19 protein-coding genes are annotated in these 20,034 nt (G+C 68.1%); 13 read left to right on the top strand and 6 right to left on the bottom strand.

Features of this window, described 5'->3' with window-relative positions; genetic code table 11:
• Positions 1-47: 47 nt before the first annotated feature.
• Complete coding sequence (locus ACO1BU_RS17285; RefSeq protein ID WP_424137211.1) at positions 48-902, bottom strand: prephenate dehydratase; 855 nt, start codon at positions 900-902, stop codon at positions 48-50.
• A complete protein-coding gene (locus ACO1BU_RS17280) occupies positions 899-1,657 on the bottom strand; it encodes a 3-deoxy-manno-octulosonate cytidylyltransferase (RefSeq protein ID WP_424137210.1) in 759 nt (252 codons plus the stop codon). The genes ACO1BU_RS17285 and ACO1BU_RS17280 overlap by 4 nt, the downstream gene beginning before the upstream one ends.
• A gap of 168 nt (positions 1,658-1,825) precedes the next feature.
• On the opposite strand from ACO1BU_RS17280, the gene ACO1BU_RS17275 reads away from it, so the two are divergent.
• From ACO1BU_RS17275 to ACO1BU_RS17245, 7 genes are read left to right on the top strand one after another with little or no spacing between them, the layout of a single operon-like run.
• Positions 1,826-2,359: a c-type cytochrome gene (locus ACO1BU_RS17275; RefSeq protein WP_424137209.1), complete on the top strand. Its 534-nt coding sequence runs from the start codon at positions 1,826-1,828 to the stop codon at positions 2,357-2,359.
• A complete protein-coding gene (locus ACO1BU_RS17270) occupies positions 2,359-3,132 on the top strand; it encodes an inositol monophosphatase family protein (RefSeq protein WP_424137208.1) in 774 nt (257 codons plus the stop codon). Before ACO1BU_RS17275 ends, ACO1BU_RS17270 begins: the two co-directional genes overlap by 1 nt.
• Positions 3,133-3,177: 45 nt before the next feature.
• Positions 3,178-5,028: an extracellular solute-binding protein gene (locus ACO1BU_RS17265; RefSeq protein ID WP_424137207.1), complete on the top strand. Its 1,851-nt coding sequence runs from the start codon at positions 3,178-3,180 to the stop codon at positions 5,026-5,028.
• Positions 5,029-5,031: 3 nt separating this feature from the next.
• Positions 5,032-6,141: a microcin C ABC transporter permease YejB gene (locus tag ACO1BU_RS17260; RefSeq protein ID WP_424137206.1), complete on the top strand. Its 1,110-nt coding sequence runs from the start codon at positions 5,032-5,034 to the stop codon at positions 6,139-6,141.
• A complete protein-coding gene (locus ACO1BU_RS17255; protein ID WP_424137205.1) occupies positions 6,138-7,175 on the top strand; it encodes an ABC transporter permease in 1,038 nt (345 codons plus the stop codon). The genes ACO1BU_RS17260 and ACO1BU_RS17255 overlap by 4 nt, the downstream gene beginning before the upstream one ends.
• Complete coding sequence (locus tag ACO1BU_RS17250; protein WP_424137204.1) at positions 7,172-8,791, top strand: ABC transporter ATP-binding protein; 1,620 nt, start codon at positions 7,172-7,174, stop codon at positions 8,789-8,791. Before ACO1BU_RS17255 ends, ACO1BU_RS17250 begins: the two co-directional genes overlap by 4 nt.
• Positions 8,788-9,204 (top strand): hypothetical protein, encoded by a 417-nt coding sequence (locus ACO1BU_RS17245; RefSeq protein ID WP_424137203.1) that lies wholly within the window; start codon positions 8,788-8,790, stop codon positions 9,202-9,204. Before ACO1BU_RS17250 ends, ACO1BU_RS17245 begins: the two co-directional genes overlap by 4 nt.
• Before the next feature lie 39 nt (positions 9,205-9,243).
• On the opposite strand, the gene ACO1BU_RS17240 is transcribed toward ACO1BU_RS17245, so the two are convergent.
• A complete protein-coding gene (locus ACO1BU_RS17240; RefSeq protein WP_424137202.1) occupies positions 9,244-9,660 on the bottom strand; it encodes a MarR family transcriptional regulator in 417 nt (138 codons plus the stop codon).
• A gap of 113 nt (positions 9,661-9,773) precedes the next feature.
• On the bottom strand, positions 9,774-11,165 hold the full coding sequence (locus ACO1BU_RS17235; protein WP_424137201.1) for a leucyl aminopeptidase family protein: 1,392 nt from the start codon (positions 11,163-11,165) through the stop codon (positions 9,774-9,776).
• Between the two features lie 223 nt (positions 11,166-11,388).
• Between ACO1BU_RS17235 and ACO1BU_RS17230 the strand changes: the two genes are divergently transcribed.
• From ACO1BU_RS17230 to ACO1BU_RS17215, 4 genes are all read left to right on the top strand, one after another.
• Positions 11,389-12,498, top strand: coding sequence for a glycosyltransferase family 4 protein (locus ACO1BU_RS17230; RefSeq protein ID WP_424137200.1), 1,110 nt, complete (start codon positions 11,389-11,391; stop codon positions 12,496-12,498).
• On the top strand, positions 12,495-13,655 hold the full coding sequence (locus tag ACO1BU_RS17225; RefSeq protein WP_424137199.1) for a glycosyltransferase: 1,161 nt from the start codon (positions 12,495-12,497) through the stop codon (positions 13,653-13,655). Before ACO1BU_RS17230 ends, ACO1BU_RS17225 begins: the two co-directional genes overlap by 4 nt.
• A 113-nt stretch (positions 13,656-13,768) precedes the next feature.
• Complete coding sequence (gmd, locus tag ACO1BU_RS17220; RefSeq protein ID WP_424137198.1) at positions 13,769-14,749, top strand: GDP-mannose 4,6-dehydratase; 981 nt, start codon at positions 13,769-13,771, stop codon at positions 14,747-14,749.
• Positions 14,750-14,758: 9 nt separating this feature from the next.
• Positions 14,759-15,730, top strand: coding sequence for an NAD-dependent epimerase/dehydratase family protein (locus ACO1BU_RS17215; protein WP_424137197.1), 972 nt, complete (start codon positions 14,759-14,761; stop codon positions 15,728-15,730).
• Between the two features lie 36 nt (positions 15,731-15,766).
• On the opposite strand, the gene ACO1BU_RS17210 is transcribed toward ACO1BU_RS17215, so the two are convergent.
• Positions 15,767-17,203, bottom strand: a complete 1,437-nt coding sequence (locus tag ACO1BU_RS17210) for a glycosyltransferase family 4 protein (RefSeq protein WP_424137196.1) — start codon at positions 17,201-17,203, stop codon at positions 15,767-15,769.
• A gap of 142 nt (positions 17,204-17,345) precedes the next feature.
• Here ACO1BU_RS17210 and ACO1BU_RS17205 point away from each other — a divergent pair, with 142 nt between their 5' ends.
• Both ACO1BU_RS17205 and ACO1BU_RS17200 read left to right on the top strand, forming a co-directional pair.
• Positions 17,346-17,987 (top strand): acetyltransferase, encoded by a 642-nt coding sequence (locus ACO1BU_RS17205; RefSeq protein WP_424137195.1) that lies wholly within the window; start codon positions 17,346-17,348, stop codon positions 17,985-17,987.
• A gap of 98 nt (positions 17,988-18,085) precedes the next feature.
• Entirely contained in the window at positions 18,086-19,240 is a 1,155-nt protein-coding gene (locus tag ACO1BU_RS17200; RefSeq protein ID WP_424137194.1) for a DegT/DnrJ/EryC1/StrS family aminotransferase, read from the top strand.
• Positions 19,241-19,270: 30 nt separating this feature from the next.
• Here ACO1BU_RS17200 and ACO1BU_RS17195 read toward each other — a convergent pair whose 3' ends face one another.
• The gene (locus tag ACO1BU_RS17195; protein ID WP_424137193.1) at positions 19,271-20,032 is read right to left on the bottom strand and encodes an ABC transporter ATP-binding protein; all 762 of its coding nucleotides are present in this window, start codon (positions 20,030-20,032) and stop codon (positions 19,271-19,273) included.
• Positions 20,033-20,034: the final 2 nt, after the last annotated feature.

Here is a 20,034-nt window from a genome sequence, read left to right as displayed (position 1 = left end):
ACTTGATTGATGCTTCCTTACGCCAGGGCCGGTTGTGACGAAAGCGGCTATTCCGCGGCCTGGGCTTGTTCACGCCGATAGGGGTGAGCGGGGTAGCAGCCCAGCACATGCACCTCCCGCGAGAAGAAGCGCAGCTCCTCCAGCGCCCGGCGAAGCGGGGGCTGGTCCGGGTGGCCGTCCACGTCGCAGAGGAACTGCACGGAGTTGAAGCGCCCATCCAGCATGTAGGACTCGAGCTTCGTCATGTTCACGCCATTGGTCGCGAAGCCGCCGAGCGCCTTGTAAAGCGCGGCCGGGACGGAGCGGACGCGGAAGACGAAGGTGGTGATGCTGTCCGGCGCCGTGACCGGCGGCAGAACAGGCTCACGCGCCATGACATAGAAGCGGGTGGTATTATGCGCCTCGTCCTCCACGTTCCGCTTCAGGACCTGGAGGCCGTAGATCTCGCCAGCGAGCGAGGAGGCGATGGCCGCATCCTCCACCCCGCCGCGCTGGGCGATGAGCTGGGCGGCACCGGCCGTATCGGCCTCGATGACTGCCTGCCAGCGCATGTCCCGCAGCAGGTTCAGCACCTGGCCGAGGGCGACGGGATGGGAATGGGCGCGGCGGATCGTCTCCATCGTCGCACCTGGGGGAGCGAGGACACAGTGTTCCACGCGTTCGAAATGCTCGCCGACGACATGCAGGCCCGAATCGGGCAGCATCCGGTGAATGTCGGGCACGCGGCCGGCCAGGGAGTTCTCGCAAGGCAACATCGCCAGATCGGCCCGGCCTTCCCGCACTGCCGCCATCGCCGCCTCGAAGGAGGGGCAGGGCAGGGTGGTCCAGCCGGGATAGGCGGCGCGGCAGGCGAGGTCGGAATAGGCGCCGGGGACGCCCTGGAAGGCGATGATCTGGGTCACGGAGTTTCTCTTTGGGCGGCGAGGCCGGGATGCAGCACGGCGCGGGCGCGGGCGAGGTCGGCGGGGGTGTCCACACCGAAGGGGGCGTGGTCCACCCGGGCCACGGCGATCCGCATGCCCGCCTCCAGCGCGCGGAGCTGCTCCAGCTTTTCGCGGGCCTCCAAGGGGCTGGCGGGCAGGGCGACAAAGCGGGCCAGCGCCGCGCGGCGATAGGCGTAGAGGCCGATATGGTGCCAGAGCGGCCCCTCGCCTGAGGGGATAGGATGGCGGGAGAAATAGAGGGCCGGGGCCACATCCACCCCGGGCCGAAAGGCGCAGGCGCATTTCACCACGCTCGGTGCGGCGGCTTCCTCGGCGCTTACGACCGGGGCGACGAGGGTGGCGATATCGACCGAGGGATCCGCGAGCGGGGTGAGCACGGCGCGCAGCAGATCGGGGGGGATGGCCGGCAGGTCGCCCTGCAGATTCACGACCACGTCATGCGCGCCGCCCGGGTCCAGGATGGCCAGGGCCCGCTCAATCCGATCGGTGCCGGAAGGCAGGTCCTCCGTTACCATCACAGCCGTGCCGCCGGCGCCGGTCACGGCTGCTTCGATCGCCGGCGTATCACAGGCGACCGCCACGGGGCCGATCCCGGCGGCGCGGGCGGCCTCCAGCACATGCACGATCATGGGTCGACCGTGGATATCGGCCATGGGCTTGCCCGGCAGCCGGGTGGAGGCCATGCGGGCGGGGATGAGGACGATGGGGTTCAAGGCAGGCCCTTCGCGCGAGCGCCCCGGCGGGGGCGGGCGGCCACGGGTTGTCGTGGAAGCCCGGGAACATTATGGTCCGCGCGCTTCTAGCCGCGTCGGCGGGGCCGCGCAAACGCGCGTCTCGCGGGGCGTTTGGATGCCGCACAACACGGGATTCGGGCAAGTCGGATGAGCCTGGAAGCTAACAAGGCGTTCGCGGCGGTACTGACCGCCGGTATCAGCTTCATGGTGGCCGGGCTGATCGGCGGGCTGGTGGTCCATCCCCATCGGCTGGAAAAGCCGGCCATCGAGACCGGCGAAGTCGTGGCCGCTGCTGCCCCGGCCGCGCCCGCGGCGCTGGAGCCAATCGGCCCGCTGCTGGCGAGCGCAAACGCCGAGAACGGTCAGACCATCATGGGTCGCGCCTGCGCCGCCTGCCACACCTGGACCGAGGGTGGCCGGAATGCGGTCGGGCCGAATCTCTACGGCGTGGTCGGCGGGCCGCATGCGCATCGTGACGACTTCAACTACTCCCCGGCAATGAAGGCGCTCCACGACAAGACCTGGGACTACGAGGCGCTGAACGCCTTCCTCCACAGGCCTGCCGCTGCAGTGCCGGGCACGCGCATGGCCTTCGCCGGCCTGAACCAGGCGCAGCAGCGGGCGGATGTGATCGCTTATCTGCGGACGCTCTCGGCCAACCCGGTGCCGCTTCCGCAGTAATGGACAAGCTGATCGCTTCGGCCGAGGCTGCGGCGGATCTGGCGGGGGCGGTCATCCGCCCCCTTTTCCGTTCAGCCCTGCTGGTTGAGGCAAAGGGCGATGCGAGCCCAGTGACCGAGGCCGATCGCGGCGCCGAGCGTGCTATCCGCGACCATATCACCCGCCACCATCCCGATTATGGCGTCATCGGGGAGGAATACGGGCCGGACCGCCCGGATGCCGAATGGGTCTGGGTATTGGACCCGATCGACGGAACCCGCGCCTTCGTCACGGGGCGGCCGATCTTCGGCACGCTGATCGGGCTGCTGCATCGTGGCCGGCCCGTGCTGGGGATCATCGATCAGCCCGCGACCGGGGAGCGGTGGATCGGAGTGGAAGGGCGCCGTACCACGTTCCGCGGTTCCTTTGGCGGCACGGCCGGGTGCCGCGCCTGCCCGGAGATCGGTCAGGCCGAGCTCTCCTGCACCACTCCGGATATGTTCCCTCCGGGCCGAGATGCCGGCTTCCAGGCCCTGCGCCGTGCTGCCCGCCGGGTGACCTGGGGCGGGGACTGCTACGCCTACGGCCTCATGGCCCTGGGGCTGGTCGATATCGTGGTCGAGGCCGAGATGAAGCCCTGGGACTGGGGTGCGCTGGTGCCCGTGGTGGAGGGCGCTGGCGGCCGGGTGACCGACCATGCGGGACGGGCGCTGACCCTCGAATCGGGCGGCGACGTGCTGGCCGTGGGCGACCCGGCGCTGCTGCCAGCCTGTGTCTCGTTGCTTTCCGTTTGATCGCGGGCGGTTGAGGGATTGGGTTTGAACCCCCAATCTTCCCCCATGCGCCGCCGCACCTTCCTGTCCCATGGCCTTGCCACCGGACTCGCCGCCGGATTGCCGGCCCTTCCAGCACTTGGCCAGGGGGCGCCGACGGCGCCCAGGCGGGTGCATGCCCTGTCGCTGCTGGGGGAGCCGGTCCTGCCGGCGGACTTCACGCATTTTCCCTGGGTCAATCCGGATGCGCCGAAGGGGGGCGAGATCACCCTTTACGCGCTCGGCAGCTTTGACAGCTTCAACGCCTATATCCTGCGCGGCACCCCGGCTGTGGGCAGTAGCCTGCTCTACGACACGCTTCTGAAGGAGAGTTCGGACGAGGCGAGCGCCGAATACGGTCATCTCGCCGGCATGATCGAACTTCCCGCGGACAAGCGCGGTGTGACCTTCGAACTGCGTGAGAACGCGCGTTGGCATGACGGCCGGCCGATCACGGCTGAAGACGTGGTCTGGACCTTCAACACGCTCCGCCAGCACGGCCGCCCCTTCTACCGCGCCTACTGGGCGGATGTGTCCGAGGTGGTGGTCGAAGGCCCGCGCCGCGTCACCTTCCGCTTCTCCACGGACCAGAACCGGGAACTGCCGCTGATCCTCGGCCAGCTCGCCGTGTTGCCGAAGCACTGGTGGGAGGGACGCGACTTCGCCCGGCCGGCGCTGGAGCCGCCGCTGGGCTCCGGCCCCTACAAGATCGAGCGCTTCGAGGCAGGCCGTTCCATCGCCTATCGCCGCGTGGCCGATTACTGGGGCCGCGACCTGCCGACGATGAAGGGCACCAACAATTTCGACCTGATGCGCTACGAGTATTACCGCGACGCCACGGTATCGCTGGAGGCGTTCAAGGCCGGACAGATCGAGTTCCGGACGGAGAATGTCGCCCGCGACTGGGCGACGGCCTATGACTTCCCCGCCGTGCGCCGCGGCTGGGTGAAGCGCGACGAGATCCGGCATGAGCTGCCGACGGGCCTACAGGGCTTCGCCATGAATGAGCGGCGTCCGCTCTTTCAGGACCGCCGCGTGCGAGAAGCTCTGGGGCTGGTCTTCGACTTCGAATGGATGAACGCCAACCTCTTCTACAATTCCTACACGCGCACGAGTTCCTATTTTTCCAACTCCGATTTCGCGTCGCAGGGCCTGCCGGAGGGACGGGAAAAGGAGATCCTGGAGCGCTTCAAGGACAAGCTGCCGCCAGAAGTCCTCACCCGCGAGTTCAAGGTCCCCGTCACCGATGGCAGCGGCAACAATCGCGAACAGGCCCGCCGTGCGCTGGAATTGCTGCGGGAGGCCGGCTGGACGGTGAAGGACCGCCGCCTGACCAACGCGCAAGGCCAGCGCTTTGAATTCGAGATCCTGCTGAACGGCCCGAGCTTCGAGCGCGTGGCCCTGCCCTATATCCAGTCGCTTCAGCGCCTGGGCATCGAGGCCCGCGTCCGCACCGTGGACCCGCCGCAATATCAGGTGCGGATGGACAGCTTCGACTACGACATGACGGTCGATGTGTTCGGTCAGTCCTCCTCCCCCGGCAATGAGCAGCGGGACTACTGGACCAGCGCCAAGGCGGACGAGAATGGCAGCCGCAACACCATCGGCATCAAGGATCCGGTGGTGGACGAGATCGTGGAGATGATCGTCAATGCCCAGGACATCACGGAGCTGACGGCGGCCTGTCGCGCGCTGGATCGCGTGCTGCTCTGGGGCTTCCACACCATCCCGCAATGGCACAGCCGCACCTTCCGCCTGGCCTGGTGGGATAAGTTCGGACGGCCGGAGCGCAATCCGAAGCGCGCCCTCGGCCTGGACAGCTGGTGGGTTGATCCCGCCAAGGAACGGGCGCTGGCCGAAGCGCGGAGCGCCGGCTAGACCTTGGGCGCCTATATCCTCCGCCGGTTGCTGCTGCTGGTGCCGACTTTGTTCGGCATCATCCTCATCAACTTCGCTGTCACGCAATTTGCGCCGGGCGGCCCGGTGGAGCAGATGATCGCGGAGATGCGCGGCCAGGGCGATACGGCCCTCGGCCGCATGACCGGCGAGGGTGGCGGCGAGACGCGCGCACCCCGACCGCAGGATCAGACGAGCGGAGAGGGGCCGCGATCCGCTTATCGCGGCGCGCGCGGGCTGGACCCGGCCGTGGTGGCGGAGATCGAGAAGGCCTTCGGCTTCGACAAGCCGGCGACCACGCGATTCTGGGAGATGATCACCAGCTATCTGCGCTTCGATTTCGGCCGGTCGCTGTTCCGCGACCGTCCGGTGCTGGACCTGATCCTGGAGCGGCTTCCCGTCTCCATCTCCCTTGGCCTCTGGTCCACACTGATCATCTATCTCGTCTCCATCCCTCTTGGCATCCGCAAGGCCGTGAAGGATGGCACGCGCTTCGACGCCTGGACCTCCGGCGTGGTGCTGCTGGGCTACGCCATTCCCGGCTTTCTCTTCGCTATCCTGTTGGTGGTGCTCTTTGCCGGCGGGTCCTTCGTTCAGTGGTTCCCCCTGCGCGGGCTCACCACATCAGGCAGCGAGAATTGGCCCTTCTGGCAGCGCGTGGGGGATTACGCCTGGCATATGGTGCTGCCCACCATCGCCCTCGTGGTCGGCGGTTTCGCCGGGCTGACCATGCTGACGAAGAACGCCTTCCTGGACGAGATCAACAAGCAATACGTGCTGACGGCGCGCGCCAAGGGGGCGGGGCAGAGCCGCGTGCTCTACGGCCATATCTTCCGCAACGCGATGCTGCTGATCATCGCCGGCTTTCCGGCCGCCTTCATCGGCATCCTCTTCACCGGCGCATTGCTGGTGGAGATTGTGTTCAGCCTGGACGGGTTGGGGCTGCTCGGCTTCGAATCGGCGATCCGGCGGGACTATCCGGTGATGTTCGCCACCCTCTACATCTTTACCTTGCTCGGCCTCGTCATGCAGATCGTGGGCGATATCAGCTACACGCTGGTGGATCCCCGAATCGACTTTAGCGCCCGCCGTTGAGTCTCTCGCCCCTTACCCGTCGCCGCCTGCACAACTTCCGCGCCAACCGGCGGGGATGGTGGTCGCTGTGGATTTTTGCGGTGCTCTTCGTGCTCACCCTCTTCGCCGAGGTGATCGCGAATGACCGGCCGATTGTCGCGCGGGTTGAGGGCCACTGGTTCTTCCCGGTGGTGGTGGACTATGCCGAGAGCGACATCCTGAGCGACGGCTTTCCCACCGATGCCGACTGGTTGGACCCGGTGCTGCGGGAGGAAGTGGAGAAGCGCGGCTGGGCCATCTGGCCGCCCATTCCCTTCGATCATCGCACCATCGTGCGGGACCTGGGGCGCCCGGCGCCCTCGCCGCCCTCAGCCCGGAACCTGCTGGGCACGGATGACCAGGCGCGGGACGTGCTGGCGCGGGTGATCTACGGCTTCCGCATCTCCGTCCTGTTTGGCTTCACCCTGACCATTCTCTCCTCTCTCATCGGCATCGCGGCCGGGGCGGTGCAGGGCTATTATGGCGGCTGGGTGGACCTGATCTTCCAGCGGGTGATCGAGATCTGGTCGGGCATGCCGCAGCTTCTGCTGCTGATCATCCTGGCAAGCGTGATCGAGCCGAGCTTCTTTTCCCTGCTCGGCTTCCTTCTGCTCTTCTCCTGGATGGCGCTGACGGGGGTGGTGCGGGCGGAGTTCCTGCGCGGCCGGAACCTTGATTATGTCCGGGCGGCGCGCGCCCTGGGCGTCTCCGACACGCGGCTGATGATGCGCCACATCCTGCCCAATGCCATGGTGGCGACCCTGACCATGCTGCCCTTCATCCTGGCTGGCTCCGTGACCGTGCTGGCCAGCCTCGACTTCCTGGGCTTCGGCTTGCCGCCCGGCTCTCCTTCGCTGGGCGAACTCGTCTCCCAGGCCAAGAACAATCTTCAGGCACCCTGGCTTGGCATCACCGCCTTTATCGTACTGGGTGGGATGCTGACCCTGCTCGCCTTCATCGGGGAGGCGGTGCGCGACGCCTTCGACCCGCGCAAGCAGCCCGGAGGAGGCCGATGAGCACGCCGCTGCTCGATGTGCAGAACCTCTCCGTGGCCTTCCGCGGACATCAGGTGGTGGACGGCGTTTCCTTCTCCCTGAACCCGGGTGAGACCCTGGCCCTGGTGGGGGAGAGCGGCAGCGGCAAGAGCGTCACCGCGCTGTCCTGCCTTCGCCTGCTCGGCCCTGGCGGCAGCAATCCAGTGGGACGCATCACCCTGGATGGCGTGGATGTGCTGAAGGCCGGTCCCGACGAACTCCAGCGCCTGCGCGGCGGCGTGGCGGGCATGGTGTTCCAGGAACCCATGACCTCTCTCAACCCGCTGCACACGATTGGGCGGCAGGTGGCGGAGGCCGTCACCCTGCATCGCCCCCTGCGCGGCGCCGCCCTGCGCGCGCGGGTGGTCGACCTGCTGCACCGGGCCGGACTGGCCGCGGGTGCGGACCGGCTACATGCCTATCCGCATCAGCTTTCCGGCGGGCAGCGGCAACGGGTGATGATTGCCATCGCGCTGGCCAACGACCCGCGCCTGCTGATCGCGGACGAGCCGACCACGGCGCTGGACGTGACAATCCAGGCCCAGGTGCTGGATCTGCTGGCGCGGCTGAAGCGGGAGCTCGGCATGGCCATGCTCCTCATCACCCATGACCTCGCGATCGTGCGGCGCCATGCGGACCGCGTGGTGGTGATGAAGGATGGCGCGGCCGTCGAGCAGGGACCGGTTTCCCAGGTGTTTGCCTGCCCGGCCCATCCTTACACGCGTATGCTGATCGAGACGCAGCCGCATGGCCGCGCCGTGCCGCTGCCATCCGATGCGCCCGAGATCCTGCGCGCCAAGGGGGTGAAGGTGCATTTCCCCCTCCGCCGCGGGTTACTGCGCCGGGTGGTCGGCCATGTGAAGGCGGTGGATGGCGTGGATCTTACGCTGCGGCGGGGCGAGACGCTGGGTGTGGTGGGAGAGAGCGGCAGCGGCAAGACAACACTCGGCCTGGCCTTGCTGCAATTGGAGCCCTGCCAGGGCGAGGTGGCGCTGGATGGCCAGCCGATCCACGCTCATTCCCGCGCCGAACTGCGCCCGCTGCGGCGGAAGATGCAGGTCGTCTTCCAGGATCCCTATGGCAGCCTTTCCCCGCGCATGAGCGTGGGGGAGATCGTGGGGGAGGGACTGGAGGTGCATGAGCCCAGCCTGTCCCGCGCGGCGCGCGATGCGCGCGTGGCCGATGCGCTGCGCGAGGTCGGGCTCGATCCCGCCACGGCCAATCGCTACCCGCATGAATTCTCCGGCGGGCAGCGCCAGCGCATTGCCATCGCGCGGGCCCTGGTACTCGGGCCAGAGTTGGTGGTGCTGGACGAGCCAACCAGCGCGCTCGACGTGTCCGTGCAGGCGCAGGTGGTGGACCTGTTGCGGGATCTGCAACAGCGGCGCGGGCTGTCCTACATCTTCATCTCGCACGACCTGCGCGTGGTGCGGGCACTCGCCCACCGGATTGTCGTCATGAAGGATGGCAAGCTGGTGGAGGCGGGCGACACGGAGCAAGTGGTCGCCGCGCCAAAGGCGGCCTACACCCGCGCCCTGATGAAGGCGGCGTTTGAACTACGCGCCGAGCCAGGGGCGGACCAAGAGGTGGAGACGTGAACGAACTCGAACGCCTGAAGGTGTTGATGGACCGGGAGCAGGTTAAGCTTGGGATCAACATCCGGCAGATGAACGCGCCGGGATCGCCGGTTTATCGCACCTGGGAGAACATCACGGTTCCCGCAATCCTGCTGGGCGCCAGCCTGCTGGCCACGATGTTCATTCACACATGGGTAGGCTTCGCCATCCTGGTCGTGGGGGCGGCTTGGTGGATCCTGAAGGTGCTGCCGACGATCCGGGATGGAGTCTTCGACCGCAGCGCCGCCTTCGCGCTCTCCAGCGAAGCCGCCTTCGACGCGCTCTGGGCGCGAGGCGTGCTCAGCCTCTATGCGAAGCTGCCGGATGGGACGGAGCGGGCCGCGGCGAAGCGGCAGGATTGGCGGGCCTTCGTGCGCGCCCTGCCGGAGGGGTAGGGCGGAACCGTCCCGCCCACTCCGGCTTAGCGGTGGCGATCAGCTCGCGCGCCTGGCCTGTACCTGGGTGTTGGCCGGCTGCGCAGCCGCCGGCGCGGCCTCCTCAATGTCCTCGGCGCCAGCGGCGGCCTCGGCCATGATGCTGCGGATCTCACGCAGCAGGGCGGCGCCCTTCACGGTGCGCTGCACGAGCACGGAGCGGCGGTCCTGCGGATCGGTCTTGCGGCGTGCGAAGTCCAGCTCGCCCAGACGGTCCAGCGCGCGGGTGATGGCGGGCTTGGAGACGTTGAGCGACGCGGCCAGGCCACGCACGGTATGCGGACCCTCGCCGAGATAGACCGTCAGGAACACGCCAAGCTGACGGGCGGAGAGATCGGGACCATCGCGCCGCACGAGCGCTACAACCGTGTCCCGCAGGACGCCGACAAGCTGGTCCGGTGTGCCTTGAACGGGCATCGGAGACTATTCCTTCTCATGGGGCGGCCCCGGAACGGGACGCGCCGTATCAGATCAACCGCCGGGCTGCATCTTGCGGAAAGCAGCCCAGGCCGGCCCTGCGGATCACCCGCTCATGGCTCGGCCCATACGGGCAAAAGCGCCATCAAGCCGGCGTGGAGCGCACGAAGGCCCGATGCCTCGCCGCCTTCGGGACGACCCGGTCTTGCCGTGTCGTTCCACGCATAAACGTCGAGATGGGCCCATCGTATGCCGCTCGGAACGAAACGGCTAAGAAAGAGCGCGGCCACGATGGATCCAGCCATCGGTCGGCTGCCGATGTTGTTGATGTCGGCCGCCGAACTGTCGAGCCACGAAGCGTAACCTTCATGCAACGGCAGTCGCCAGACCGGGTCCTGGCATGCTTCGGCCGCCGCTGAAAGGGCATCAGCAACAGCTTCGTCATTCGTGAACAGCGCTGGTAGATCAGGTCCCAATGCCACACGCGCGGCGCCGGTCAGCGTCGCTGCATCCATGATCAAGGCGGGACGCTGCTCTGCGGCGAAGGCAAGTAGATCTGCCAGCACCAGCCGGCCTTCCGCATCGGTGTTGCCCACTTCCACGGTCAGCCCCGCGCGGGTACGCAGCACATCCAGCGGCCGCATGGCGGTGGAGGAGACCACGTTTTCCACCGCGCCAATCGCGACCAGCAATCGGACCGGCGCGCGCAGCCGCATCAGGATCTCGGCGAGGCCGAGCATGATGGCGGCACCACCCATGTCCTTCTTCATTCGCTTCATGCCTTCGGGCGTCTTCAGGTCCAGCCCGCCCGTGTCGAAGCACACGCCCTTTCCGCAGAGGGCGATCAGCGGTCCGCCCGCCGCGCCTTCCCAGCGCAGCACAGCCACGCGTGGTGCGCGATGGCTGCCGCCACCCACTGCTGCGACCGCGGGGAAGCCCTGTTGCAATTCTTCCCCGGCAATCTCCTCAAAATCCGCTCCGCAGCGCTCGGCGAGTTGGCGCGTCGCATCCGACAGCTCGGCTGGGCCGAGATCGGCGGCGGGAAGGTTGATCAATTCGCGGGCTCGAAGAATTGCCTCCGCCTGCACTCGCGCCGTCTCTGTTCCGGTGGGGGGCACGAGGCGGGCCGGGGTACGGGGCGGTGCCTTGTGGCGGGTAAAGCGGTAAGCTCCGAGCATCCAGCCCAGCATGGCCGATGCCGCATCGCAGCCCTCGCCCAATTGCCAGACCGTGCCCTCGGGCAGCCCGAAGGGAAGGGCGCCATAGGGCCAGGGCGACGAGGCCGAGCGGCCCAGGCCGAGCACCGCCGCGGTGATTCCTGACTCACCGGGCAGCAGGATGATCTTGCCGCTCTCGGCCCTGAAGCCGCTCGCCCGCAGGAACGCCGCGGCAGCCGGCTCCAGCCTCTCGCAAAGGCTGTCCAGCCCGTCCTGCGTGGTCGCGTGGACGGGGCGTGTCGTGAAGCCAGGCTCTGCGAGCGCCCAGCAGAGGTCAGGATCGAGCATCGCTACAACCACGAATTGTATGTTATCCGAAAGGATCGCGCCAAGCTCGGAATGCAGGCCCAAGGCCGGCCATGACGCCGGATGCATGGCCTTCATCGCTCACAGGCTCGCGATATGAGCCAAGCTGCTGGCCGTCAATCGTCCCAACTCGGGGAGCCATGCTCCGCCTTGCCGCAGCCCGGCCCGCTTTCCCCACCTCCACATGGGTGTTACGCGCCGCCGCATGCGGATCCTGCTTTGGTATTGGGGGCGGCGCGGCGGTGGGGCCCAGTTTGCCCTCTGCCTCGCACGTGGGCTGGCCGGACGGCCCGGGGTGATGCTGGGCCTCTCGCTGGCATGCCGGAATAACCTGCTCCCGGAGATGCGCGCGATCGGCGCGCCCCTGGACGAGGTGGAAACTTTCGGAGGGCCGGCCGGAGCGCTGCTCGGCCTCGCGCGCCTGCCGGCGCTGCGGCGGCGGCTGGTGGAGCAGGCCAGAGTCATGAAGGCCGATGCGGTGGTCTCGGCCATGACCCATGTCTGGACGCCTCTCGTGGCTGACGCCCTGCCGCGGGCGGGAATCCCCTTCGTCAGCATGATCCATGATGCCCTGCCTCATCCGGGTGATCCGGCCCTTGCCTGGGACTGGCGCCTGCGCCGCGAACTGAATGCTGCCTGCGGTGCCGTCGCCTTCTCGGACGAGGTGGGCCGGGCGGTGGCGGCGCGCCGGCCAGGCCTACCGCTTCTCCGCCTGCCGCTCGGTGCCCATATCCCTGCCGGGAGACGTAGTTCGGGCACCGCCCAGCCCGGACCTTTGGCCGACTTCCTCTTCTTTGGGCGGATACGGGCCTATAAGGGGCTGGACCTTCTGCGTGATGCATTTGCCGCCCTTCGCGCGCGACACCCGAGCGTCACGCTGCGTGTCGTGGGAGAAGGCGATCTCGAGGCCTGCGCTCCCGGCTTGACCGCTCTGCCCGGCGTGGTGGTGGAGTCGCGCTGGGTGCCGGACGACGAGATGCCTTCCCTCGTCGCGTCGGCGCGGGCCGTGGTGCTGCCCTATCGCGAGGCCAGCCAGTCCGGTGTGCTGCCGATCGCCTTGGCCCTGGGCGTGCCCGTCGTGGCAACCCCAGTCGGCGGGTTGTCCGGCCAGCTTGAGCATGGGGTGACGGGCCTGTTGGCGCGGGATGCCTCTGCCCCGGCCCTGGCGGAGGCCATGGGGGTGATGCTGGATCCGGACCGCCGCGCCGCGCTCTCGGCCGGAGCCCGGGCCGCGGGGACACGGCTGACGGACTGGGATGCGCAGGCGGCCAGCCTTGTGGAATGGCTGCGCGGGCTGCCGGAGGTGGAACGATGAGCTTGCTGCACCGCCTTTGGTCCCGCCTGCCGCGCTCGGCACGGCGGGAGGCGCTCTTCTCCCTGACCGCCGCACTGGCACCCCGCATCGCGCGGCCAGCACCGCCGTCGGCCCTGCCATTGACGGTCGCCGGCTATTTCGGAGCCACCACTGGCCTGGGCGCCGCCACGCGGCGCCTCGCGGCGGGCCTGCGGGACCAAGGCTTTGCCGTTGGGGAGGCGGACCTGACCGGGCCGTTGCGCCAGGGGCCGGCCGGGCCGCCCCCCGTGGTGCCGCCGGGGCCGGGAACGCTATTGGTCCATGTGAATGGGCCGATGCTGCCCTGGGCCCTGCTCGCCCTCGGGCGCCGGGCGATCCGAGGCAAGCGGGTGATCGGGGTATGGAACTGGGAACTTCCCGCCCTGCCGCCAGACTGGAACCGCGGCTTCGCCGCCTGTCACGCCATCTGGGTTGGAACGGAATTCGTGGCCCAGGCTTGCCGCCGCCCAGATGGCCCGCCTGTGCATGTCGTGCCCTATCCCCTGCCGCGGCCCACCCCATCCGCCCTGGGGCGCGCCGATTTCGGCTTGCCGGAGAAGGCTTTCGTCACCCTCTCCGTCTTCGATGCCGCCTCCTCCCTGGCGCGGAAGAACCCGCTGGGCGCGATTGAGGCGCATCGCAGGGCCTTTGGTGACGATCCAGGCCATCTTCTTCTGCTCAAGACCCATGGCACGGACCGGGCAGGCCGTGGCTGGGCCGAAGTGGCCGCCGCCGCGGCGGCGCGGCCGAATGTGCGGGTTATGGACGCAGTGCTTCCGCGCGGTGACCTCTGGGCCTTGATGGCGGCCAGCGACGCGCTCCTCTCCCTGCACCGGTCAGAGGGCTACGGCTTCGCCATCGCGGAAATGATGGAACTGGGCCGTCCCGTCGTAGCGACCGGCTGGTCCGGTAACACAGATTTTATGCGGGGGCCGGGCTGCTACCCCGTGGGTTGTGCCCTGGTGCCCGCCCGTGACCCACAGGACACCTATGACATGCCGACGGCATGCTGGGCGGAGCCGGACCTGGCCCAAGCGGCCGCGGCGCTGCGCCGGATCGCCGGTGATCCCGCCTTGCGCCGCCCGCCGCCGGTGCGCCTGCCGCCTCCGGATTATCGCCGGGCGCTGGGATTACCCTAGCGCCGGGGCGAAGTGCCGAAAGCGTTCGAGCCTGTCCTGCCCATGTGGTCTAGTAAGGCCGGGCCAAGGCCGCTAAAGGCACCCGGCCTGACCACCAGACGAAACTGGAACCGATGCCGCGCGCGCTCATCACCGGTGTGACCGGACAGGACGGGGCTTACCTGTCGCAACTCCTGCTCGGCAAGGGCTACGAGGTCTTCGGGCTTCTGCGCCGCTCCTCCTCGGGTGACGTGATCGACGAGCGTCTGCGCTGGCTCGGCATCGCCGGGCAGGTGCGGATGATGGACGGCAACCTGATCGACCTGTCCTCGCTCTTGCGCATCCTGCAGGAGGTGAAGCCGGACGAGGTGTACAACCTCGGCGCTCAGTCCTTTGTGAAGACTTCGTGGAATCAGCCGCTGCTGACGGGCCAGGTGACCGCGCTGGGCGCGGGCAACATGCTGGAGGCGGTGCGCCTGGCGGCCCCGAACGCACGCTTCTATCAGGCCTCCTCCTCCGAGATGTACGGCCTGATCCAGGAGCCCGTGCAGAGCGAGAAGACGCCCTTCTATCCGCGCTCTCCCTATGCCGTGGCCAAGCTCTACGCCCATTGGATGACGGTGAACTACCGCGAGAGCTTCGGCCTGCACGCCTCCTCGGGCATCCTGTTCAACCACGAGAGCCCGCTGCGCGGCATCGAGTTCGTCACCCGTAAGGTCACCGATGGTGCGGCCCGCATCAAGCTCGGCTTGGCGAAGGAGTTGCCCATGGGCAATCTCGACGCCAAGCGCGACTGGGGCCATGCCCGCGACTACGTGAAGGCCATGTGGATGATGCTGCAGCAGGACGCGCCCGACGACTACGTCGTGGCCACCGGCCGCACCGTCACCGTGCGCGACATGTGCCGCATCGCCTTTTCCCATGTCGGCCTGAACTACGAGGATTTCGTGAAGGTCGACCCGGCCTTCCTGCGCCCGGCCGAGGTGGATGTCCTGCTGGGCGATCCGTCTAAGGCGAAGGCGAAGCTTGGCTGGTCGGCCGAGACGAGTCTCGAGGAGATGATCACGGAGATGGTCGAGGCCGACCTCGCCCGTCACCGGGCGCGGCTGCGCTAGGCTCTTCCGGTGCAGCCGGCCCGCATTCTTCTCACGGGCGCTGGTGGCTTTGTTGGTGGCCACCTGATCCCGGCTCTGCGCGCCGCCTTCCCGCAATCCGTGCTGATCGGCGCGACGCGCCGTGCGGCCGAAGGCTCGGCCCGTGGCGTGGATGAGACGCTGGAACTCGACCTCGACGTCCCGGCTTCCTTGCCGGATGTCGTCTCCGCGGCCCGGCCCGATGCCGTGCTGCACCTAGCGGCCAGGGCTGAGGTTGGCGCCTCCTTCCGCGACCCGCTGGCCACCTGGCGCACAAACCTGCTGGGAACGGTCGCGCTCGCAGAGGCAGTGCTGCGCGCCGCACCCCAGGCGGCTTTCCTCATGGCCTCCTCGGGCGAGATTTACGGACTGGCTTTCCAGGCTGGATCGCCGGTGGCGGAGGATACGGCCCCGGCTCCCGCCAACCCCTATGCCGCCAGCAAGGCCGCGGCCGACCTGGCCCTAGGCGAGATGGCGTTGCGCGGTCTGCGCGCCGTGCGGCTGCGCCCCTTCACTCATACTGGCGCCGGTCAAACGGATGCTTATGTCGTCGCGGCCTTCGCGCACCAGATCGCGCGGATCGAGGCGGGGCGACAGCCTCCCCTGTTGCGAACTGGCGCGCTGGATCGCTGGCGCGACTTTCTGGATGTGAAGGATGTCTGCGCGGCCTATGTGGCTGCTCTGGCCCGAGCAGACTCCCTGCCGGCTGGCATCGCCCTGAACATTTGCTCGGGCACTCCGCGCCGCATCGGCGACATGTTGGCCACCTTGCTCCGCCTGTCCGGCGTCACGGCGGAGGTCGAGCAGGAAGCCGCGCGACTGCGCCCGACGGATGTTGTTCGCGTCCAGGGCGATCCCAGCCGGGCCCGCGAACTGCTCGGTTGGGCGCCGGTGGTTCCCTGGGAGGAGACGCTGTCGGATGTACTGGCCGACTGGCGTGCGCGGGTGGCGGCCGGGGCATAGGCCGGGCTCGGTTTCCCGCCGGACCGGGGTGCCGATCTACATGTTCAGGCGGTGCCGCCCTTTCGTGCTCCGCGCGATTCCCAGGTGATCAGCCAACGCCTCCGCAGAGCGTTTCCATGATACCGGCTGGAAGCCGTCCCGGATTGCCGCTTCGCGCTCCGCAATCAGCATGTCGTCGATACAGGCGCGCCGGATTGTCTCGGTAGCCCCTGTGATGTCCTCGGGGTCAATATACAGGCAGAAGGGACCGCCTGCCTCGGGAACCGAGGTGCGGTTCGATGCGATGCAGAGCTTTCCGAAGGAAAGGCTCTCCGTCACCGGCAGGCCCCAGCCCTCATAAAGGGAGGGAAACAAGGTGAAACGGCACGACCTGTAGAGCGCGACCAACTCCGAATCCGTGGGGTCCGGAACCACCATCACCTTGCCCCCGAGATAGGCGCAATTCTCGAGCTGCTGCATGAGATCCTGCACGAGCCATCCGACCCGCCCGGCGAAGACGAGGGGCGGGACGGTTTCGGGCGGCATCTCCTCCAGCATCCGGCGCCAGGCACGGAAGGCGAGAAGATGGTTCTTCCGGGCCTCGATGGTGGAGACGATCAGCGCGTAGGAGCCTGGCTGCAGCCCGGCCGGAAGGGCTGCCGCGGCATCGACAGGAGGCCCGGAAAAGCCCGTGCCGATGGGCAGCGTGCGCACGGGCAGGTTGAGATGAACTTCCTCCCGCCCGGCCCAGCGCTCCACGTCCCGAGCTGTGGCCTCGGAGATGGCGAGAAGGTGGTCGGCCTGCGGGGCAAAGCCGCTGAACCAGCGGGTGAACACCCGAACCAGACCGGCATCGCACCATTCTGGCCGCAGCAGCGGGATCAGGTCGTAGACCAGCAGCGCCGTTTGCATGGAGCGGCCTGCAATCGCCCGACCAATGAAGCCGGAATAGTCTGTATGGAACCAGGGCGAGCCGAGTACGCCGAGCACGTCGCCGGGTCCGGCGAGATCCCGGATGTCCGGGCCCAGGGGATGCTCCGCCTTGTGCGAGGACGGGCTGCGCACAAGGCTCGGGGTAGCGCGCAGAACTTGGCTGCCATGGCGCAACGCGGAGCGCTGGGCGGAAATCGCCGCGCGCTGGGCCGCGACCGCCTGCATCAGCGAATCGCGCATTTCCAGTGGCAGGCGGCCGACCATGGATCTGAGAAGGCCGGCCCTCCGGCCGCCGCCATTCGTCGCGGCTGCTCCTGCCCCGCTGGGCCGGGGTGGTTCCTGGACTGGCTCCAGCATGCCGGCAAAGAGCTGCTGAACAGCCTCCCAGGGCACGCTGCGGAGCCGGTCCCCGACCGGATCATGGCGGCAGAACCGCACATCGTCGCCAAGGAGATCTTGCAGTGCAGCATAGAGCTCGAAGGATAGGCGCTGGATGCCGCTGGGGCGCGGGTTGCGGAGTGCGTAGTGGAAGAGATCCTCCACATCGAGCCAGAGGGTCATCGGACCGGTCGTTCCATTCTGCTCAGCGGTAGGCCAGTTGGAGCAGGGCGACAAGCACCGACGGCGCGTGCGAGAAGAGGGTTGAAGCAAGTTTTACCCGCATCAGACCACCGGACATGCGGGGGTGTTACGGAGCCAGCCTTTGTCTGACCTGCCTGAGGTACTGATCATCGGAGCAGGCGGCCATGCCAAGGTGGTGATCGAGGCCCTGCGGGCGGCCGGATTTCCTGTTCCCTTGGGCTGCATTGATCCGGATCCGCCCGGTCCGGCGGTGCTCGGCGTGCCCGTTCTGGGTGGGGACGCGATGCTGGGCCGGTTGCGGACTGAGGGTGCATCCGCCGCCGTGGTAGCGCTCGGGGGCAATGCGCTGCGGCTTCGGATCGGCGACCGCCTGGCGGCCATGGGCTTTGCTCTTCCGGCGGTGCTGCATCCGGCCGCGCAACTCTCCCCAAGCGCCGAGGTGGCGGAGGGGGCCGTCATCATGGCGCGTGCCTGCCTGGGCCCGGATGCCCGGATCGGCCGGCTGGCCATCGTCAACACCAATGCGGTGGTCGAGCATGACAACCTGTTGGGGCAGGCGGCCCATGTCGCCCCGGGATGTGCACTGGCGGGCAATGTGATCGTGGGGGACCGAGCTCTGGTGGGCGTGGGATCGGCGGTGCGGCCCGGCGTCGTTATCGGGCCGGATGCGGTGATCGGCGCGGGTTCCGCGGTGGTACGGGATGTGCCGGCTGGTGCCCGTGTGGGAGGCGCGCCGGCCGCGCTATTGCGAGGGGCGGCCTGAGCTTCTCCGCGCGGAATTGGCTGGCGCGTTGTCAGGGAATGCCGTGTATGAGGTCTTCAGATTTGCCGGCGAGGAGCCGGTGCGGAGGCGTGGACAGGATGAGCGGTGCGATGAATCCGGCGCAGCCCGAGCGGCCGGCCCGCGCGGCGCAGCCCTTCATCCCGGTCTACCGCCCGGACCTTTCCGGCAATGAGCGTGCCTATGTCCTGAACTGCCTGGACAGCAGCTGGATCTCCTCCATCGGCGCCTATATCGGCAAGTTTGAGGCGGCGATCGCCGGCATCACCGGGGCGAAGCACGCGGCGGCGGTGACCAACGGCACCATCGCCCTGCATCTGCCGCTGCACTGCATGGGGCTGGGTCCCGGGGACGAGGTGATCGTTCCGGCCTTCACCTACATTGCTTCGGTCAACACCATCGCCCAGACCGGGGCCAAGCCGGTCTTCGTGGAGAGCCGTGCGAGCGACTGGCTGCTGGACCCCGAGGATGTGGAGCGCCGGATCACGCCGCAGACCCGGGCCATCATGCCCGTGCATCTCTACGGTGCCGCCTGCGACATGCCGGCGATCATGGAGATTGCCCGGCGCCGTGGCCTGCGCGTGCTGGAGGATGCGGCCGAGGCGCTCGGCACCACGCTGCATGGCAAGCATGTCGGCACCTTCGGTGATGCCGGCAGCTTTTCCTTCTTCGGCAACAAGACCGTGACGACCGGCGAAGGCGGGATGGTCGTGACCGATGACGACGACTTCGCCGCCCAACTCCGGCAGGTGAAGGGACAAGGCCAGTCCCTGACCCGGCGCTACTGGCACGAGGTGCTGGGCTTCAACTACCGTATGACCAACATTTGCGCGGCGATCGGCTTGGCGCAGACGGAGCGGCTTCCGCAGATCCTGACGGCCAAGCGCCGCGTCGCCCGCCTGTACAAGGACCTCCTGGCCTCGGTGCCCGTGACCTTCCAGAAGCCCATTGAGGGCGTGGAGAGCGCCGACTGGCTGGTCAGCCTGCTACTGCCGCAGGGCACCGACCGCGACCGGGTCATGGCGGAAATGCAGGCCGCGGGCATCGAGACGCGGCCGGTTTTCTACCCCGCCCACCACATGCCGATGTACCGCCAGGACCTGCATGTTCCGATTGCCGAGGACATCGCCGCCCGCGGCGTGTCCTTGCCGAGCTTTCCGGCGCTGACCGAGGACGAGATCGGCCGGGTGTGTGAAGCGCTGCAGGCGGCCCTGCGGGCCCAGGGCAAGGCCTGAGGGCAAGCTCCTGCTGCCCTGGCTGGGGAATTAGCCCGCCGGGGCCAGTCCTGGCTGCGGCTGCATCGTTCCGATCACCTCCTCGACTGGCCCGTCCGCCATGATGCGGCCGGCCTCCAGGCGGATGGCGCGATTACACCAGCGCCGCACGATCGCCATGTCATGCGTGGCGATCACCAGGATGTCCGCGCCGGAGACGAGGTTCGCCAGCCGGGCTTCGGCCTTCTGCATGAAGGCAGCGTCGCCGGCCAGGAACCACTCGTCCATCAGCAGGATCTGCGGCTGCATGGCGGTGGCGAGGGCGAAGGCCAGGCGGACGGACATGCCGGCGGAGTAGCCCTTAATCGGCACATCGATGAACTCGCCGAGACCGGCGAAGCTGACGACCTCCTCCTCGAGTGCTGCCTGCCCGGCGGCATCGAGGTTCCGGTACAACCCACGCAGACGGATATTCTCTCGCCCGGTGCTGTCCTGGTCCATGCCGGCGGCTGGGTCGATGAGAGAGCCGATGGAGCCGTCGATGGTCAGGCGCCCGCCCACCGGCTCGTAGATGCCGGCGAGGGAGCGGAGCAGCGTCGTCTTGCCGGCGCCGTTCTGGCCGATCAGCGCCACCCGCTCCCCGGAGTCGATGCGGAAATTGAGGTCCCGCAGGGCGCTGACGACAACGCGGTTCGCCGCATCGGTCGTCACGCGCATGGTGGCGCGTGCCAGCAGCCGCTTTTTCAGGCTGCGGGCGGCGAGATGGTAGAGCGGGAACTCGACCCGCATACCCTTGGCTTCGATATAGGCCATCG

Source organism: Roseomonas chloroacetimidivorans, from assembly GCF_049629625.1.
GTDB lineage: Bacteria > Pseudomonadota > Alphaproteobacteria > Acetobacterales > Acetobacteraceae > Roseomonas > Roseomonas chloroacetimidivorans.
This window is presented reverse-complemented; position numbering and strand designations above follow the sequence as displayed.

Coding starts and splice junctions, on each gene's coding strand:
- gmd (WP_424137198.1), top strand. CDS start 13,769: ATGCCGCGCGCGCTCATCACCGGTGTGACCGGACAGGACGGGGCTTAC.
- ACO1BU_RS17270 (WP_424137208.1), top strand. CDS start 2,359: ATGGACAAGCTGATCGCTTCGGCCGAGGCTGCGGCGGATCTGGCGGGG.
- ACO1BU_RS17210 (WP_424137196.1), bottom strand. CDS start 17,203: ATGACCCTCTGGCTCGATGTGGAGGATCTCTTCCACTACGCACTCCGC.
- ACO1BU_RS17235 (WP_424137201.1), bottom strand. CDS start 11,165: ATGCTCGATCCTGACCTCTGCTGGGCGCTCGCAGAGCCTGGCTTCACG.
- ACO1BU_RS17230 (WP_424137200.1), top strand. CDS start 11,389: ATGCGGATCCTGCTTTGGTATTGGGGGCGGCGCGGCGGTGGGGCCCAG.
- ACO1BU_RS17200 (WP_424137194.1), top strand. CDS start 18,086: ATGAGCGGTGCGATGAATCCGGCGCAGCCCGAGCGGCCGGCCCGCGCG.
- ACO1BU_RS17265 (WP_424137207.1), top strand. CDS start 3,178: ATGCGCCGCCGCACCTTCCTGTCCCATGGCCTTGCCACCGGACTCGCC.
- ACO1BU_RS17195 (WP_424137193.1), bottom strand. CDS start 20,032: ATGGCCTATATCGAAGCCAAGGGTATGCGGGTCGAGTTCCCGCTCTAC.
- ACO1BU_RS17240 (WP_424137202.1), bottom strand. CDS start 9,660: ATGCCCGTTCAAGGCACACCGGACCAGCTTGTCGGCGTCCTGCGGGAC.
- ACO1BU_RS17275 (WP_424137209.1), top strand. CDS start 1,826: ATGAGCCTGGAAGCTAACAAGGCGTTCGCGGCGGTACTGACCGCCGGT.
- ACO1BU_RS17225 (WP_424137199.1), top strand. CDS start 12,495: ATGAGCTTGCTGCACCGCCTTTGGTCCCGCCTGCCGCGCTCGGCACGG.
- ACO1BU_RS17250 (WP_424137204.1), top strand. CDS start 7,172: ATGAGCACGCCGCTGCTCGATGTGCAGAACCTCTCCGTGGCCTTCCGC.